The 15,480-nt window shown below is 72.1% G+C and carries 11 protein-coding genes and 1 pseudogene; 11 read left to right on the plus strand and 1 reads right to left on the minus strand.

The annotated features are described in order from the left end of the window. The 10 genes and pseudogenes from ABZ434_RS33160 to ABZ434_RS33205 form a co-directional block, all read left to right on the plus strand. Nucleotides 1–579: pseudogene (locus ABZ434_RS33160) on the plus strand (6-phospho-beta-glucosidase); the annotation flags it as partial. Continuing rightward, the gene (locus ABZ434_RS33165) at nt 570–1,544 is read left to right on the plus strand and encodes a BadF/BadG/BcrA/BcrD ATPase family protein (RefSeq protein WP_359144800.1); all 975 of its coding nucleotides are present in this window, start codon (nt 570–572) and stop codon (nt 1,542–1,544) included. The pseudogene ABZ434_RS33160 and the gene ABZ434_RS33165, both read left to right, overlap by 10 nt. Nucleotides 1,545–1,957: 413 nt before the next feature. Further along, on the plus strand, nt 1,958–3,295 hold the full coding sequence (locus ABZ434_RS33170) for a hypothetical protein (RefSeq protein WP_359144803.1): 1,338 nt from the start codon (nt 1,958–1,960) through the stop codon (nt 3,293–3,295). A gap of 89 nt (nt 3,296–3,384) precedes the next feature. Then, complete coding sequence (locus tag ABZ434_RS33175) at nt 3,385–4,359, plus strand: glutamate ABC transporter substrate-binding protein (RefSeq protein ID WP_359144876.1); 975 nt, start codon at nt 3,385–3,387, stop codon at nt 4,357–4,359. Nucleotides 4,360–4,466: 107 nt separating this feature from the next. After that, nucleotides 4,467–5,801 carry a hypothetical protein gene (locus ABZ434_RS33180; protein WP_359144806.1) on the plus strand — a complete coding sequence of 445 codons (1,335 nt, stop codon included), beginning with the start codon at nt 4,467–4,469 and terminating at the stop codon, nt 5,799–5,801. Between the two features lie 94 nt (nt 5,802–5,895). Beyond that, nucleotides 5,896–8,682, plus strand: coding sequence for a tetratricopeptide repeat protein (locus ABZ434_RS33185; RefSeq protein WP_359144808.1), 2,787 nt, complete (start codon nt 5,896–5,898; stop codon nt 8,680–8,682). After that, nucleotides 8,679–9,992: a protein phosphatase 2C domain-containing protein gene (locus tag ABZ434_RS33190; protein WP_359144811.1), complete on the plus strand. Its 1,314-nt coding sequence runs from the start codon at nt 8,679–8,681 to the stop codon at nt 9,990–9,992. The genes ABZ434_RS33185 and ABZ434_RS33190 overlap by 4 nt, the downstream gene beginning before the upstream one ends. A gap of 100 nt (nt 9,993–10,092) precedes the next feature. After that, nucleotides 10,093–11,445, plus strand: coding sequence for a VWA domain-containing protein (locus tag ABZ434_RS33195; RefSeq protein ID WP_359144814.1), 1,353 nt, complete (start codon nt 10,093–10,095; stop codon nt 11,443–11,445). A 106-nt stretch (nt 11,446–11,551) separates the two neighbouring features. Beyond that, complete coding sequence (locus ABZ434_RS33200; protein ID WP_359144817.1) at nt 11,552–12,925, plus strand: FHA domain-containing protein; 1,374 nt, start codon at nt 11,552–11,554, stop codon at nt 12,923–12,925. Between the two features lie 289 nt (nt 12,926–13,214). After that, nucleotides 13,215–13,667, plus strand: a complete 453-nt coding sequence (locus ABZ434_RS33205; RefSeq protein ID WP_359144879.1) for a MarR family winged helix-turn-helix transcriptional regulator — start codon at nt 13,215–13,217, stop codon at nt 13,665–13,667. Here ABZ434_RS33205 and ABZ434_RS33210 read toward each other — a convergent pair whose 3' ends face one another. Further along, on the minus strand, nt 13,668–14,810 hold the full coding sequence (locus tag ABZ434_RS33210; RefSeq protein WP_359144820.1) for an FAD-dependent oxidoreductase: 1,143 nt from the start codon (nt 14,808–14,810) through the stop codon (nt 13,668–13,670). It abuts the gene before it with no gap. A 207-nt stretch (nt 14,811–15,017) separates the two neighbouring features. Here ABZ434_RS33210 and ABZ434_RS33215 point away from each other — a divergent pair, with 207 nt between their 5' ends. After that, on the plus strand, nt 15,018–15,422 hold the full coding sequence (locus ABZ434_RS33215; RefSeq protein WP_359144823.1) for a globin: 405 nt from the start codon (nt 15,018–15,020) through the stop codon (nt 15,420–15,422). The last annotated feature ends 58 nt before the right edge of the window (nt 15,423–15,480 follow it).

A 15,480-nucleotide genomic window follows, 5' to 3' on the forward strand; every position in this document is an offset into this window, starting at 1 on the left:
CCGCGGGCGGTCGTGGACCGGCTCGGAGTCGTCCCCTCGTACTACCTGCGGTACTTCTACGCGCACGACGAGGTCGTGCGGGAGCTCGGCACCAAGCCCTCCCGGGCGGCCCAGGTCGCCGAGATGGAGAAGGAACTCCTCGCCATGTACGGCGACCCGGCTCTGGACGAGAAGCCCGCCCTGCTCGCCAAGCGCGGCGGCGCCTTCTACTCCGAGGCGGCCGTCGACCTCGCGGCCTCGCTGCTCGGCGGCGCCGGATCCACGCACCAGGTGGTCAACACGTACAACAAGGGGACACTGCCCTTCCTGCCGGACGACGCGGTGATCGAGGTACAGGCCAAGGTCGACAGGACGGGCGCGACCCCGCTCGCCGTGCCGGAACTGGACCCGCTGTACGCCGGTCTGATCGCCAACGTGACGGCGTACGAGGACCTGGCCCTGGACGCCGCGCTGCGCGGCGGCCGCGACCGGGTGTTCAAGGCGCTGCTCGCGCACCCCCTGATCGGCCAGTTCGAGTACGCCGAAGCACTCACCGACAAGCTGGTCGCGCACAACCGGGAGCACCTCGCGTGGGCGTGAACGGTTCGGTCCTCGCGATCGACGCGGGGAACAGCAAGACCGATGTGGCACTCATCGGTGAGGACGGCACCGTGCTGTCCACGGCCCGGGGCGGCGGCTTCCAGCCGCCGGTGGTCGGTATCGGCACGGCCGTGGACGTGCTCGGCTCGGCAGTGGAACGGGCGCTGGACGCGGCCGGTGCGGACGCGGGGAGCATCGCTCATGTGTCCGCCTGCCTCGCCAACGCCGATCTGCCGGTCGAGGAGAAGCAGTTGACCGACGCCCTGTACGCCCGTGGCTGGGGTCGCACGGTGGAGGTGCGCAACGACACCTTCGCGATCCTGCGGGCCGGGGCCGACGAGCCGCGTGGCGTGGCTGTCGTGTGCGGTGCGGGGATCAACTGCGTCGGCATGGTGCCGGACGGGCGGACCGCGCGCTTCCCCGCGATCGGGCGCATCTCCGGCGACTGGGGCGGCGGTTCGGGTCTCTCCGAGGAGGCCATGTGGTTCGCCTCGCGCGCCGAGGACGGACGGGGTGAACCGACCGAGCTGGCCCGTGCGCTGCCTGCCCACTTCGGTCTCGGCTCGATGTACGCGCTGATCGAGGCGCTCCATCTGGGCCGGATCGCGTCGGAGCGGCGCCATGAACTGTCACCGGTGCTGTTCGCCACGGCGGCGGACGGGGACACGGTGGCGCGTGGGCTGGTGGACCGGCTGGCCGAGGAGGTCGTGGCGCTGTCCTCGGTTGCGCTGTCCCGGCTCGGCCTGCTCGACGAGGCGGTGCCGGTCGTCCTGGGCGGCAGCGTGCTGGCCGCCCGTCACCCGCAGTTGGACGGGCGGATCGGCGAACTCCTCGCCGTGCGCGCCCCCAAGGCCGTGGTGCGGGTGGTGGAGGAGTCCCCCGTGCTGGGCGCCGGTCTGCTGGGCCTGGACCACACGGGCGCGGCGCCGGAGGTGCACGCCAGGCTGCGGGCACAGTACGTCTGACGGGCGACCGGGCCGACGGCCGTACCGGGGGTGTCGGAGGCGTCCCGTAACCTTCGGGTCACGGGGCGTCTTCTGCGTACGGGAACCGATCAGTTGCCCCGGACGTGTTCATGAATGGGGATATCGGTCCGCTTCGGGGATTGCTCCGCCGATCGCCTTGATCGGCGGCGTCGACCTTGATCGAATGCTGTGTGCCTGCGGCTGATCACGGTCGGCTGCTTCATGGACCGGTGCAGGATCCGTGCGTTCGCGATGTGGATGCCGGTCCCTGCGGCCATACTTCTGGCCGGGTACCAGTCCCCCGATCGGCCGGGGGGCGGGCCACCGTCAGTGACCGAGGGGGAGGTCAAGTGACATACCCGCCGAATGTACGCCCGGCGCCGCACCACGCGCCGGAGCAGCAGCCTGCACCGGTGGCCGTGCCCGCACCGCCGCCGCACAGCGTGCGGGCGGTCGTGACGGCGCGGCTGCGTGCCGCGGCGACCACCGAGCCGGGCCGGCTCCAGATCATCGGGGCCGTGCTGGCGCTGCTCGTCGTGGCGTTCGGGGCGGTGACGGCGTTCGAGATCAGCGACCGCGCGGCTGCGGCGAACGACGTGGTGGAGCACAGTCAGCCGCTCAGCGCGGACGCGGCAGGCATCTACCGTTCGCTGGCCGATGCGGACGCGGCGGCCGCGAGCGGCTTCCTGGCCGGGCCGCAGGAACCGCGCGCGGTGCACGATCAGTACGTGAAGGACATCGACGACGCCTCCCGTCTGCTGGTGAAGGCCGCGGCCAACACGGACGCGTCGACGGAGTCCGGCCAGGAGATCAGCACGCTCAACAAGGAACTGCCGCGCTACACCGGCCTGATCGAACGCGCCCGGGCCAACAACCGGCAGGGCCTTCCGCTGGGCGGCGCCTATCTCCGGTACGCGAACCAGAAGATGGCGAATGTGCTGCTGCCGGCCGCCGAGCGGCTGTACACGGCGGAGACGGACCGGCTCGACCGGGACCACCGCTCCGCCCGGACGTGGCCGTTCTTCTCCCTGGGTATCGGCGTCATCGCGTTGGCCGTCCTGTTCTGGGCCCAGCGGCGCAACTACCGCAGGACCAACCGGGTGTTCAACCACGGACTGCTCGCGGCGACGGCGGCGGCGACCGTGGTGCTGCTCTGGCTGGCGGTGGGGCACACGGTCGCCCGGTCCGACCTGGCCGAGGCCGACACCCACGGACAGCAGTCGCTGGACGTGCTCAACCGGGCCCGCATCGACTCGCTCAAGGCGCGCTCCAGCGAGAACCTCACGGTGGTCGCCCGCGGCGCGGTGCTCACCGCGGACGGCAAGAAGGACAAGTACGAGACCGACTACGGCACGGGCATGAAGGCGCTGGGCGAGGAGCTGAGCAGGGCCGCGAAGCTCGCCGAGAAGACCGGCGACACCGAGGGCGGCAAGCCCGTGGCGGACGCCATCTCGGCTGTCACCGAGTGGCAGGGCCGCCACCGGACCGCCCGCAGGACCGACGACGGCGGCGACTACGACACCGCACTGGAGCAGATCATCGGGTCGGAGAACTCGACGGGTGAGTCCTTCAGCCGGGTGGACGAGGCGCTGAGGAAGGCACTCGCCCACGAACAGAGCGAATTCACCCGGGCCGCCGAGGACGGGCGCGGAGCCCTGGGCGGGCTGCCGATCGGCGCCGCGGCCCTCGCGGTGCTGGGCGCGGTGGCGGCGATCGTCGGGATCAACCGCAGGCTCTCGGAGTTCCGGTGACAGGGGGAGCGATGACAGCGAAGGACCCGAGGACGGGCCCCGGGACGATCCGCGGGGTCCGGCTGCGCGGCTGGGGCGGGGTGACCGCCATGGCCGCGGCCTGTGCGGTGACCGCATCGCTGACCCTGCTGCCGCTCTCGCACAGCGGCAGGACGGCCTTCGACGCGGAGGGGACGGGGCCCGGCACGGCCCACGCCGTCCAGACACGCGCCGACGACTGCAAGGACCCCGAGGCCAGCCTGCTGCCCGGAAAGCCGGAGGGGGACGCGCTCGAGCGGATCAAGAAGCGCGGCAAGCTGATCGCCGGCGTCGACCAGAACAGCTTCCAGTGGGGGTTCCGCAATCCGGAGTCCGGAAACCTCGAAGGCTTCGACATCGACCTGGTGCGGGCCATCGCCAAGGACATCCTCGGCAGCCCGGACAAGGTGATCTTCCGGGCGATCCCCACCAACCAGCGCATCGCCGCGCTGGAGAACGACAAGGTCGACGTCGTCGTCCGGACGATGACGATCAACTGCTCCCGGCTGGACCAGGTGTCGTTCTCCACGGCCTACTTCCAGGCCGGACAGCAGGTCCTCGCGCCGAAGGCGGATGCGGCGATCACCGGCTTCAACTCCTCGCTCGCCGGCAAGCGGGTCTGCACCGCGGAGGGCTCCACCGCGTACGAGGCGCTGGAGAAGGAGTCGTTCGGCTCCGTGTTCAAGGACGAGCACGACGGCAGCGCGGCCGACGAGGACAGGCTCACCGTCCCCAACCAGCTGGACTGCCTGGTGCGGCTCCAGATGGGCGAGGTCGACGCGATCGTCACGGACAACGCCCTGGCGGCCGGCCAGGCCGCCCAGGACCCTGCCGTGGAGCTCAAGGGAGACCCCTTCACCACCGAGTACTACGGCGTGGCCACGAAGAAGGGCGCGGACGACCTGGTGTCGCGCGTCAACAAGGTGCTGGTCGACTACCGCGCGGGCGGCGGCAACAGCCCCTGGATGGATTCGTACCACGCCTGGCTGGAGGACGGCCTGCCCGGGATAACGGCGCCACCGGCACCCAAGTACCGGGACAACTAGGGCGTTTCGTTTGCATCAGGCCGGATCGGAGCGGGCGCCCGGACGGCGGGTTGGCAGCACTGATCCTGCCGGGCCCCCGCCCGGCAGGAAGAGCGGAGAGGTGATCGATGGGCGTCGCGGGCCCCTTCCCCAGCTACGCGGCCCGGCCTCCCGGCCCGGTCATGGACCGGGACGAGGCCGACCGTGCGCTGGCCCGGCTCGGTGCGGAGCACGAGGCGATCGAGTCCTCACTCCTCGCCCTGCAGGACCATGCCGGGCGGCGGCTTCTCGAGGGCGCCGACCTCACCGGTGTCACCAAGGAGCGCTGGAGCGCCACCGAGCAGTCGATCACGCTGTTGTGGACCTATTTCGACGCGTACGCGGGCGCTCTGAACCGGGCGCGCGAGGTACGGGCCCGGCGCCGTCAGCCCAACCGGGAGGACCTGGTCGCGCTCACCGAGCTGCTGCGCGACCAGGGCGTCACGGTGGCGCACGGCGCCGTCGGCCACGATCCGTCGATCACCGGCCCGGCCCGCCTCTCGGAGCGCTTCACGCTCGAGGAACTGGTCCAGCGGATGAACGAGCTGTACGCGCGCTCCCTCGACATGGTCGTCGCCTCCGACTCCGTGTGGTCGGCGATGCCTGCCCGGATAGATCTGCTCGCCGCCGAGCTGCGCCGCACCCACTCGCTGGCGCACTCGGTCGGCGTACGGCCCGGGGAGCACCCGGCGGGCGACGACCTGGAGTCGATCGTCCAGGAGCTGGCCACGCTGCGCGTGCAGGTGATCTCGGACCCGCTGGCGTTCTGGCTGCCGGGGCCCGGCAGTTCGGCGCCGGGCGGCGGACGCCCGGACACGACGCGCTACGACCGGGCGGCACGAGCACTGGACGACGTGCGGCGCGAGGTCGAGGCCGTGCTCGCGGTCCGGCAGGACGCCGAGCAGCGCCTCGTCCAGCTGCGCGATGTCCTGTCCCGGGCCGACCGCACCCTGGCCGAGGCGAGGGCGGCGCGCGGGGAGGTGCTGGCGAAGATCGCCGCGTCCGAGGTGCCCGCGGTCAACGGCCCGCCGACAGCGCTCCAGGAGCGGCTGGCCGCCGCGTCGGAATACCGCAGGCATGCCCAGTGGCACCGGCTCTCACCGCTGCTGGAGGCCCTGGAGCGGCAGGCCGACGAGGAGTTGCTGCGGGCCCGGGAGCAGCTGACGGCGGTCACGGCGCCGCTGGCCGTCCGGGCGGAGTTGCGGGGCCGGCTCGACGCGTACAAGGCGAAGGTGGCCCGGCACGGCCTGGCGGAGGATCCGCTCCTCATCGAGCGGTACGACGCCGCGCGCCGGATGCTGTGGAGCGCCCCGTGCGATCTGCGGGTCGCCGCGCTGACGGTGCAGCGCTATCAGGACGCGGCGCTGGACATGCTGGCCGGGCGCGGGCCGTCCGGCCCCGAGGACCGGCGGGGGAACCCATGAGACATCCCGGGTTCCTGGGACACAGGGCGTGTATGACGGGTAGTGACGGAGCATCGTGGCCGCCGCGGCGGCGGGGCGAACAGGGGGAAAGACCATGAGTACGCAGTGCCAGCGCCCCGCGTGCGAGGGCAGTTACGAGGACATGGGCGGCGGTGAGCTGTACTGCGACACCTGCGGTCTGGCGCCGGTCGTTTCCCCGAACGGGATGGTGAGCTCTCCGCCCACCGGCATCGCGGGCGGCGGGCGGGGCAGCAGGGGCAGCAACAGCTCCTCGGCCCGCAGCAGTTCGCAGGCGTCGTCGAGGGCCTCCTCGCGGTCCTCCTCGCGCTCGTCGACCTCGCGGCGGTCGGTGTCGGGGCGGCTCTCCCGCGCGCTGTCCGGGAGTTCCACGTCACGTTCGGTCTCGGTGCGTTCCTCGGCCAGGTCGACCGGCACCTCGGGGCGCAGCCGGCTGGGCGCCGGGCTGGTGCTCGTACCGGATGTGCCGCGGCCCGATCCGCGCACCGCGGTGATGGAGAACCCGGAGGTGCCGGAGCGCAAGCGGTTCTGCTCGCGTTCGGACTGCGGGGCGCCGGTGGGCCGGGCCCGGGGTGAGCGGCCGGGGCGTACCGAGGGGTTCTGCACCAAGTGCGGTCACCCGTACTCCTTCGTGCCCAAGCTCCAGGGGGGTGACATCGTCCATGGCCAGTACGAGGTCGCGGGTTGTCTGGCGCACGGCGGGCTCGGCTGGGTCTACCTCGCGGTGGACCGGGCGGTCTCGGACCGGTGGGTGGTGCTCAAGGGCCTGCTCGACACGGGTGACCAGGACGCCATGGCGGCGGCCATCTCGGAGCGCCGGTTCCTCGCCGAGATCGAGCACTCCAACATCGTCCGCATCTACAACTTCGTCGAGCACCTCGACCAGCGGACCGGTTCGCTCGACGGCTACATCGTCATGGAGTACGTCGGTGGCAAGGCGCTCAAGGAGATCGCCAACGAGCGCCGCACCCCGGCGGGGAAGCGGGATCCGCTGCCGGTCGAGCAGGCGTGCGCGTTCGGCATCGAGGCGCTGGAGGCGCTCGGTCATCTGCACAGCCGCAACCTGCTCTACTGCGACTTCAAGGTCGACAACGCGATCCAGACCGAGGACCAGCTGAAGCTGATCGACATGGGCGCGGTGCGCAGGATGGACGACGAGGAGTCGGCCATCTACGGCACGGTGGGGTACCAGGCGCCGGAGGTGGCGGAGGCGGGCCCTTCGGTGGCCTCCGACCTGTACACGGTCGCGCGGACGCTCGCGGTGCTGACCTTCGACTTCCAGGGGTACACGAACGTCTTCGTGGACTCCCTGCCGGACCCGGACAACATCGAGGTGTTCCGTACCTACGAGTCGTTCTACCGGCTGCTGGTGCGGGCCACCGACCCCGATCCGGCACGACGGTTCGCCTCCGCCGCCGAGATGGCGGAACAGCTGACGGGCGTGCTGCGCGAGGTGGTGTCGCTGCAGACGGGGCGCCCGCGTCCGGCGCTGTCGACGCTGTTCGGTGCGGAGCTGCGGGTGACCGACACGGAGCTCTTCACGATCAGGACGGGTGACGTCTCGCGTCTGGGGGCCAGATCGCCGGAGCCCGGCCGGGCCGGGCTCTTCGGGCGGCGAAGGGAGGGCAGAGCGCCTGGGGCGCCGCCCGTGTCCCCTCCTGCGCCGGTGGCGCCGCCCGGTGGTGTTCCGGGTGCCCTGCCCGCCGGGCCCCCCGCCGGATTCGCCCCGGGAGCCGGACCGCTGCCGTCCACCACCACGCACATCCGTGGCAGTGCCCCGGCCGGCGGTGGGAACAACGCCCCGCTCCCGTACGCGCAGCCCCAGGCGGTCATTCCCGCCCCCCGAGTCCCGCTCGCGAATCCGGCTGCCGCGCCGGGGCCGTACCCCGCGAACGGGCCCCGGCTGGCCGGGCTCGATGTGCGCGGGACCTCGCTCGCGCTGCCGGTGCCCCGGGTCGACGCGAGCGACCCCAACGCGGGTTTCCTCGCCGGGGTGATGGCATCGGCACCCGCCGAACTGATCGCCGCACTCCAGTCCGTACCGGCCGCCTCGCTGGAGACCCGGCTGCGGGAGCTGCGGGCCGCCCTGGAGATGAACGACCTCGGCGGCGCGACGCAGACCCTGACCGCGCTGGAGGCGAAGCACCCGGACGACTGGCGGGTGGTCTGGTACCGCGGGCTCACGTCCCTGGTGTCCGGCGACAAGGAGAACGCGGCGCTGTCCTTCGACGCGGTCTACGACGCGTTTCCCGGGGAGCCCGCGCCGAAGCTGGCCCTCGGCATCTGCGCGGAGGTCCTGGGCCAGCTGGACAACGCCGCCGAGTACTACCGGCTGGTGTGGATGACCGACCCGAGCTTCGTGAGCGCGGCGTTCGGCCTGGCCCGGGTGCAGCTCGCGGCCGGGGACCGGGTGGGCGCGGTGAAGTCGCTGGAGTCGGTGCCGGAGGCCTCGATCCACTTCACGGCGGCCCGGGTGGCCGCGGTGCGGGCGCGTCTGCGGGAACGGGCGCCGGACGACCCGCTGATCACCGATCTGGTGGCTGCGTCGGCACAGGTCTCGGGGCTGGCGGGGCTGGGGCTGGACGCGGTGCGGCGCGAGCAGTTGTCGACCGAGGTGCTGGGGACGGCGCTCGACTGGGTACTCTCCGGTAGTCCCACGGCTCGGCCTTCGGACCCGCAGTCGGTTCCGTACGGCGGGGCGCAGGGACCGAGGACGCTGCTCGGCAGCGAGTTGGACGAGCGCGGCCTGCGTTTCGGGCTGGAACGGTCGTACCGGATGCTCGCCCGGCTGGCGGAGCCCGGTGACGAGAGGATCGAACTGGTGGAGCGGGCCAACCGTTTCCGCCCCCGAACGTGGGTGTGAACATGTCGCAGAAGCCACAGGAGACTGCCTTGTCGAGGTGTCCCGGCTGCGAGGAGCCGCTGGAGCCGGGGGACCTGTTCTGCGGCGCGTGCGGGTACGACCTGTCGGCCGTGCCCGAGCCGCCGCAGGACCGCCCGACGATCGCCATCGCCACCCCTGCCGGGGAGCCCGCGCCGGGTGCCGGCTTCGGGCCGGCGCCGGGGGTGGCCGAGCCCGCCCCCGGGCAGGTGCCCGGCTCCGCGCCGGATGCGGAGCGCTCGGCACCACCGGCGACCCGGCTCGACGGACCCGCCGCGTCGGGCGACTTCGAGCTGGCCGCACCCGCGGCCGCGGGTGCGGCGCCCGACCCCCGCACCTCCCCCGACCCGGCTCTGGCGCCGTCGGCCGGGGCCAAGGTGTGTGTGGCCTGCAGGGCCGGCCGGGTCGACAACGACGGCTACTGCGAGAACTGCGGCCACGCCCAGCCCCGCGAGCGCGACCACATGGAGCAGGAGCTCGGGTCGGTCGCCGCGGTGAGCGACCGCGGGCTTCGCCATCACCGCAACGAGGACTCGTTCGCCGTATCGACCACCGCGTTGCCGGACGGCTCGCCGGCCGTCGTCGCGATCGTCTGCGACGGGGTGTCGTCGGCCAGCCGGCCCGACGAGGCCTCGGCCGCTGCCGCGTACGCCGCCAACGAGACGCTGCTGGAGTCGCTGCCGCGCGGCACGCATCCGCAGCAGGCGATGCACGAGGCGATCGTCGCCGCCGCCGAGTCCGTCAACCGGCTGGCGCAGGACCCCGGTCAGGCTCAGGAGCACGATCCGCACCGCCACCAGAACGCTCCGGCCTGCACCCTGGTCGGCGCGATCATGGCAAGCGGTCTGCTGGTCGTCGGCTGGGTGGGCGACAGCCGCGTGTACTGGGTGCCGGAGGACCGCACCACACCGCCGGCCCGCCTCACCGAGGACGACTCGTGGGCGGCCCAGATGGTCGCGGCCGGCCTGATGAACGAGGCGGAGGCGTACGCCGACGAGCGCGCCCACGCCATCACGGGCTGGCTCGGCGCGGACGCCTACGAACTGGAGCCGCACACCGCGTCGTTCAAACCGGACCGGCCGGGCATCGTCGTGGTCTGCACGGACGGCCTGTGGAACTACGCGGAGTCCGCGGCCGAAATGGCCGCCGCGGTGCCGGAGGACGCGTACGAACGGCCGTTGCACGGCGCCCAGGTACTGGTGGGCCATGCGCTCGACGGTGGGGGCCACGACAACGTAACAGTGGCCCTGGTGCCGTTCGCCGTACCACCGCAAGGGGCAGGATCCGCCTGAACCAGCGGGTGGGTCCCGTTCCGTCCGCCCCTGCACCTCCGATGCCGTTGTCCGCACATCTGTCTTCATCTGACATGTGGAGCCTCAAGGAGCCGATCAGATGGCCAACTTCTCCAAGTCGAACGTGCCGCAGTTCTCCGTCGAGGTGTATCAGAACGAATATCTGCCCGAGGGCGGCCGTGAGGTCAACGGCATCATCACGGTCACCTCGACCGGGGGCGGTACCACCGGCGGCGTTCCGCTGACGGGTGCGACGTCCTCCCGCCTGCCGGGCGGGGCCGCCGACGCGGCGGTGGTGATCATGGTGGACTGCTCGGGTTCGATGGACTATCCGCCGACGAAGATGCGCAACGCCCGCGACGCGACGGCGGCGGCCATCGACACCCTGCGCGACGGCACCTCCTTCGCCGTGGTGGGCGGTACGCACGTCGCCAGGGAGGTCTACCCGGGCAACGGGCGGCTCGCCGTCGCCGATGCGCAGACCAAGGCTCAGGCGAAGGAGGCTCTGCGCCGGCTCAGCGCGGGCGGCGGTACGGCGATCGGGACCTGGCTGCGGCTGGCCGACCGGCTGCTCGGCGCGGCGGACGTGGAGATCCGGCACGGAATCCTGCTGACGGACGGGCGCAACGAGCACGAGGCCCCGGAGGACCTGCGGGCCGCGCTCGACGCGTGCGCGGGCCGGTTCACATGTGATGCCCGCGGTGTGGGCACCGACTGGGAAGTGAAAGAGGTCACAGCGATCGCCTCGGCGCTGCTCGGCACGGCCGACATCGTCGCCGACCCCTCGGGGCTGGCCGCGGACTTCACGCAGATGATGGAGAACGCGATGGGCAAGGAGGTCGCGGACGTGGCCCTGCGGCTCTGGACCCCCGTCGGCGTGGAGATCAAGTTCGTGAAGCAGGTCGCGCCCACGGTGGCCGAGCTGACCGACCGTCGCACCGAGGCCGGGCCGCGGGCGGGCGACTACCCCACCGGTTCCTGGGGCGACGAGTCCCGCGACTACCACGTGTGCGTGCAGGTACCGGAGGCCGGGATCGGGCAGGAGATGCTGGCTGCCCGCGTCTCACTGATCCTTCCCGACCCGGCCGGCGGGGTGCCCCGGACGCTCTCGCAGGGGCTGGTACGCGCGGTGTGGACGGACGACATGGTGGCGTCGACCTCGATCAATCCGCAGGTCGCGCACTACACGGGTCAGGCGGAACTGGCACAAGTCATCCAGCAGGGTCTCGATGCACGCAAGTCGGGAGACTTCGACGGCGCCACGGCCAAACTCGGCCGCGCTGTGCAGTTGGCGTCGGCGTCCGGGAACGAGGACACTGCGAAACTGCTTTCGAAGGTGGTAGACGTCGTCGACGCGGCGACCGGTACTGTGCGACTGAAGGCGAAGGTCGCGGAAGCGGACGAGATGACACTCGAAACGCGCTCCACGAAGACAGTTCGCGTCAAGAAGTAACCACATACAGGCACTGATGAGCCGCCCGACCGGCATGGTCCGCCGGGCGGCGACGCAAGAGAAATGACGGCCCACGGGCCGGACGAGGAGAGGGGGAAGCGCCGACATGCCGACCTGCCCGAACGGACACCAGTCGGGTTCCGAGGACTGGTGCGAGGTCTGCGGCCACCGCATGGCCGGGGCGGGCGCGCCCGCGGGCGCCGTTCCCCCACCGCCTCCCCCGCCACCCGCGCCCGGCTACGGATATCCGCAGGGCTCCGGCCCCGATGCGACCCAGCACGCCGAGCTCTGCCCCCAGTGCCGCACCCCGCGGGAGGCCATGGCGCCGTTCTGCGAGGAGTGCCGCTGGAACTTCCTCACGAACACCGCCACGTCGTACACACCGCTGGCTCCGCAGCACGGCGCGCCGGCCGGTCCGGTCCCCGGACTCAATCTGCCGCCGGGCTTCCAGGCCCAGCAGCCGCCCGGGCCGCCGCAGCCGCGCGAGCCCCGCGATCCGTTCGAGTACCAGAGCTCGCGCCCCTCGCAGGTGAACCGCTCGGCCGAGCCGCTCTCCTCCGGCCCGGGGCGGCCCGGCCCGTCGGGACCGGGTTCGCAGCCTCCTCACCCGTTCCAGCCGCAAGGCCAGCAGGGGCACCAGGGACAGCAGGGCCCGCCGCCCCCGCCGCCGTTCCAGCAGCAGGGACAGCAGGGCGGCCCGCAGGGCTTCCCGCAGGGCCAGCAGCATGCCCAGCAGCAGAATTCGCCGCAGGGCTCGCCCCCGCCTCCGTTCCAGCAGCAGAACGCACCGCAGGGTCCGCCGCCGCCGTTCCAGCAGCAGAGCGCGCCGCCCGCCTTCCAGCAGACGGCTCCCCCGGTCTTCGAGCAGCCCGGCCCGCCGGCCCCGCCGCAGCCGCAGACGGGCGGTGACGACTGGCTGCTGTCCCCGCCCTCGCAGGCCCACGGCCCGCAGACGCCGATGCAGCAGCCGCCGTACCCGGGACAGAACCAGGGCCCCGGGCAGAACCAGGGACCTGGCCAGGGTCAGGGCCCCGGGCAGGGTCAGGGCCCCGGGCAGGGTCAGGCTCCGCTGTCCATGAACTGGACCGCGGTCATCGCGCCCGACCGTGAGTACTTCCTGGCGATGATGCAGCGCAGCGGCCCCGAGGCCACCGGACTCAACCTCCCGGCGTACTCACCGGAGCAGCAGCTGCCGCTCACCGGCACCCAGATCACCATCGGCCGCCGCCGGCACAGCACGGGCGAGTCCCCGGACATCGACCTCTCCGTGCCCCCGGAGGACCCGGGCGTCTCGCACCAGCACGCGGTGCTGGTGCAGCAGCCGGACAGCAGCTGGGCCGTGGTCGACCAGAACTCGACGAACGGCACCACGCTCAACGGCGCCGAGGACCCGATCCAGCCCTACGTCCCCGTACCGCTCCAGGACGGCGACCAGGTGCACGTCGGGGCGTGGACGACCATCACGATCCGTCGGGACTGACCCCTCGGACGCTTGCGAACGGCCGGTGAGGGGGTGACCGCCCCCTCACCGGCCGTTGCGCTGCCCCCGTCGGCAATGGCGCAGCCCTCACCGGCCGTTGCGCTGTTCTCACCGGCCGGTGCGTCGTCCCCGTCGGCCGTTCCCGCCCTCGCGGGCCGCTGCGCAGCAGTCACTTGCCGCTGCCATGGGGCAGCGCATAGTTCGCACCACGAACGTCAGCTCTCCGGCGAGGCCCCACCGCCCCTGCCTGCCGTATTCTGATGGAATGCGAGAGGCCGAGCACGGACAAATGGGGGTCGTCACCGCATTGGTGCGCTCCTCGTTCCTGGTGAATGCCGTGTATGCCGATTCCGGCCGCGCGCACGGCATCACCGCGCAGCAGGGCCAGCTGTTGTGCGTGCTGATGGTGCAGCCCTACGGGATGCGCGAGCTCGGCGCGATGCTGGGGCTGGCGAAGTCCAGCCTCACCGGCCTGGTGGACCGCAGCGTGCAGCGCGGTCTGGTGCGCCGCGAGCCCGATCCCGAGGACGGCCGCGCGGTCCGTGTCGCCCTGACGCCGACGGGCGACGCACTGGGCGACGCGTTCTACGCCGAGACGTGCCGACGGGTCGACGCCCTGTCGACCGGCCTCGACGAGGCCGATCGCGAGCAGCTCGCGACGCTGCTCGGCCGGCTGGTGCTGAGCAACAAGGTGCCCGTGGTCTTCATGGAGTCGGACGAGAGCACCCCGCCCGCTCCCTGATCAGCCCTGCTCCGGCCCGCTCCCGCCGACCCCCGCCGCATGCCCTTCCCTCCGCGTCACCCCGAACAGCTCGGCGAACCGGCCGGTGAACAGGTCCATGCCCTTGTACTCGCTGACCGCCGCCGCGGGCAGGATGACGGGCCCGTCGGGTGACGGCACCTGCCCCACCCCGCCGCCGGGGCCGAGCGGGAGGAGGGCCGAAGGAACGGGCGACGGCCGGTACGTGGCCGTGGGCCGCTCACCGCGCATCCGGGCGAGGACGTTCTCCGCGACCACTTCCGCGTGCTTCATCGCGTGGCCGGCCATTTTGGCCTCGGCCACGTCCGTGATGTCTCCGAGTGCGTAGATGTGGTCGTGGCCCTCGACGTTGAGCGCCTCGGTGACCCGGACCCGCCCCTGCGGGGTGCGTACGGCGACCCGGCCGTCGGCGAGGTAGTCGCCGTTGGTGCGCCCTCCGTAGCAGCGGAACCAGATGTCGGCGGAGATCTCGTCACCGCCGGTGATGGCCACGGTGAAGGGCTTGGCCCGGCCCGGTTCGGCCGGTGGCTGCTCGGCCAGGGCGACACCCAGGCGCAGCTCCACACCGAGCGCGTCCAGCTGGCGGTGCAGCTCCGCGCGGAACTCCGGCAGGAAGCCCGGCACCAGCTGACCGGCAGGATCGGTGACGATCACGTGCTTGTCCGGCCAGACCGCCTTGATCTCGCCGGACAGCTCCAGCCCGACCGGGCCGGCCCCCGCGATCAGGACCCGCTCGGCGGTGGCGAGTTCGGCGTGCGCCTCGCGGATGCGCTGCAGCGCCTCGCCGGAGAGGTCGGTATCAGTCTTGGCCGGGAACGGGTAGTCCGAGCCGGTGGCGAGAATCAGGTACGCGGCCTCCACCCGCTCCCCGGAGGCCAGCGTGGCACCGCCCGGATCCACTGCGGTGACACGCTCACGGCGGACGGAGCCGCGCCGCAGGAGGGTGTCGTAGGGGAAGAAGATGTTGTCCGCCCAGTCCGGCCGGACCAGCGCGCGGAGTGATCCCGCCGCATGCACGAACGCGTCCTTGGGATCGACGAGGACGACGTCGGCCACCTCGTCCAGCGCCTTCGCGACCGCGGCACCGCCGTACCCCCCGCCGATGACCAGCACCGAACGATTCACGTTTTCACCCTGTCCGATTTCGTTCATCATTTCCCCACTCCCCATGAACTCATTAATCGTTCGTGACACGAACGACAATAGTTCGTGCAGCGAACTTTGGCGAGAGGGTTCTGCGCATTTCAGCCACCGGTCCGCAGCGGGAACGGTTCGCGCGATCCATGCCCCGGGGCCCCCGTGCCCGGCCCGCGCGTCTGCGACCATGGACGGGTGACTGAGAATCCGCACGACACGCTGCAGGAGCTGACCTTCTACGAGCTGGTCGGCGGCGAGGACACCTTCCGGCGCCTGGTCCACCGCTTCTACCAGGGCGTGGCCGGTGACCCGCTGCTGCGGCCGATGTACCCGGAGGAGGACCTGGGTCCGGCCGAGGAGCGCTTCGCGCTCTTCCTGATGCAGTACTGGGGTGGTCCCCGCACCTACAGCGACGAGCGCGGGCACCCCCGGCTGCGCATGAGGCACGCACCGTTCCGGGTGGACCGCGCCGCGCACGACGCCTGGCTGAGCCACATGCGGGTGGCCCTGGACGAGCTCGGGCTGGCCCCGGAGCACGAGCGCCAACTGTGGGACTACCTCACGTACGCGGCGGCCTCGATGGTGAACACCGAGGGCTGAGGCGCGATCGGAATGGGCGGAATCCGGTACTCGGCCGGGGCCCCACCGGTCGGCCGGG

The sequence above is a fragment of the Streptomyces sp. NPDC005761 genome (assembly GCF_040630635.1).
Taxonomy (GTDB): Bacteria; Actinomycetota; Actinomycetes; order Streptomycetales; family Streptomycetaceae; genus Streptomyces.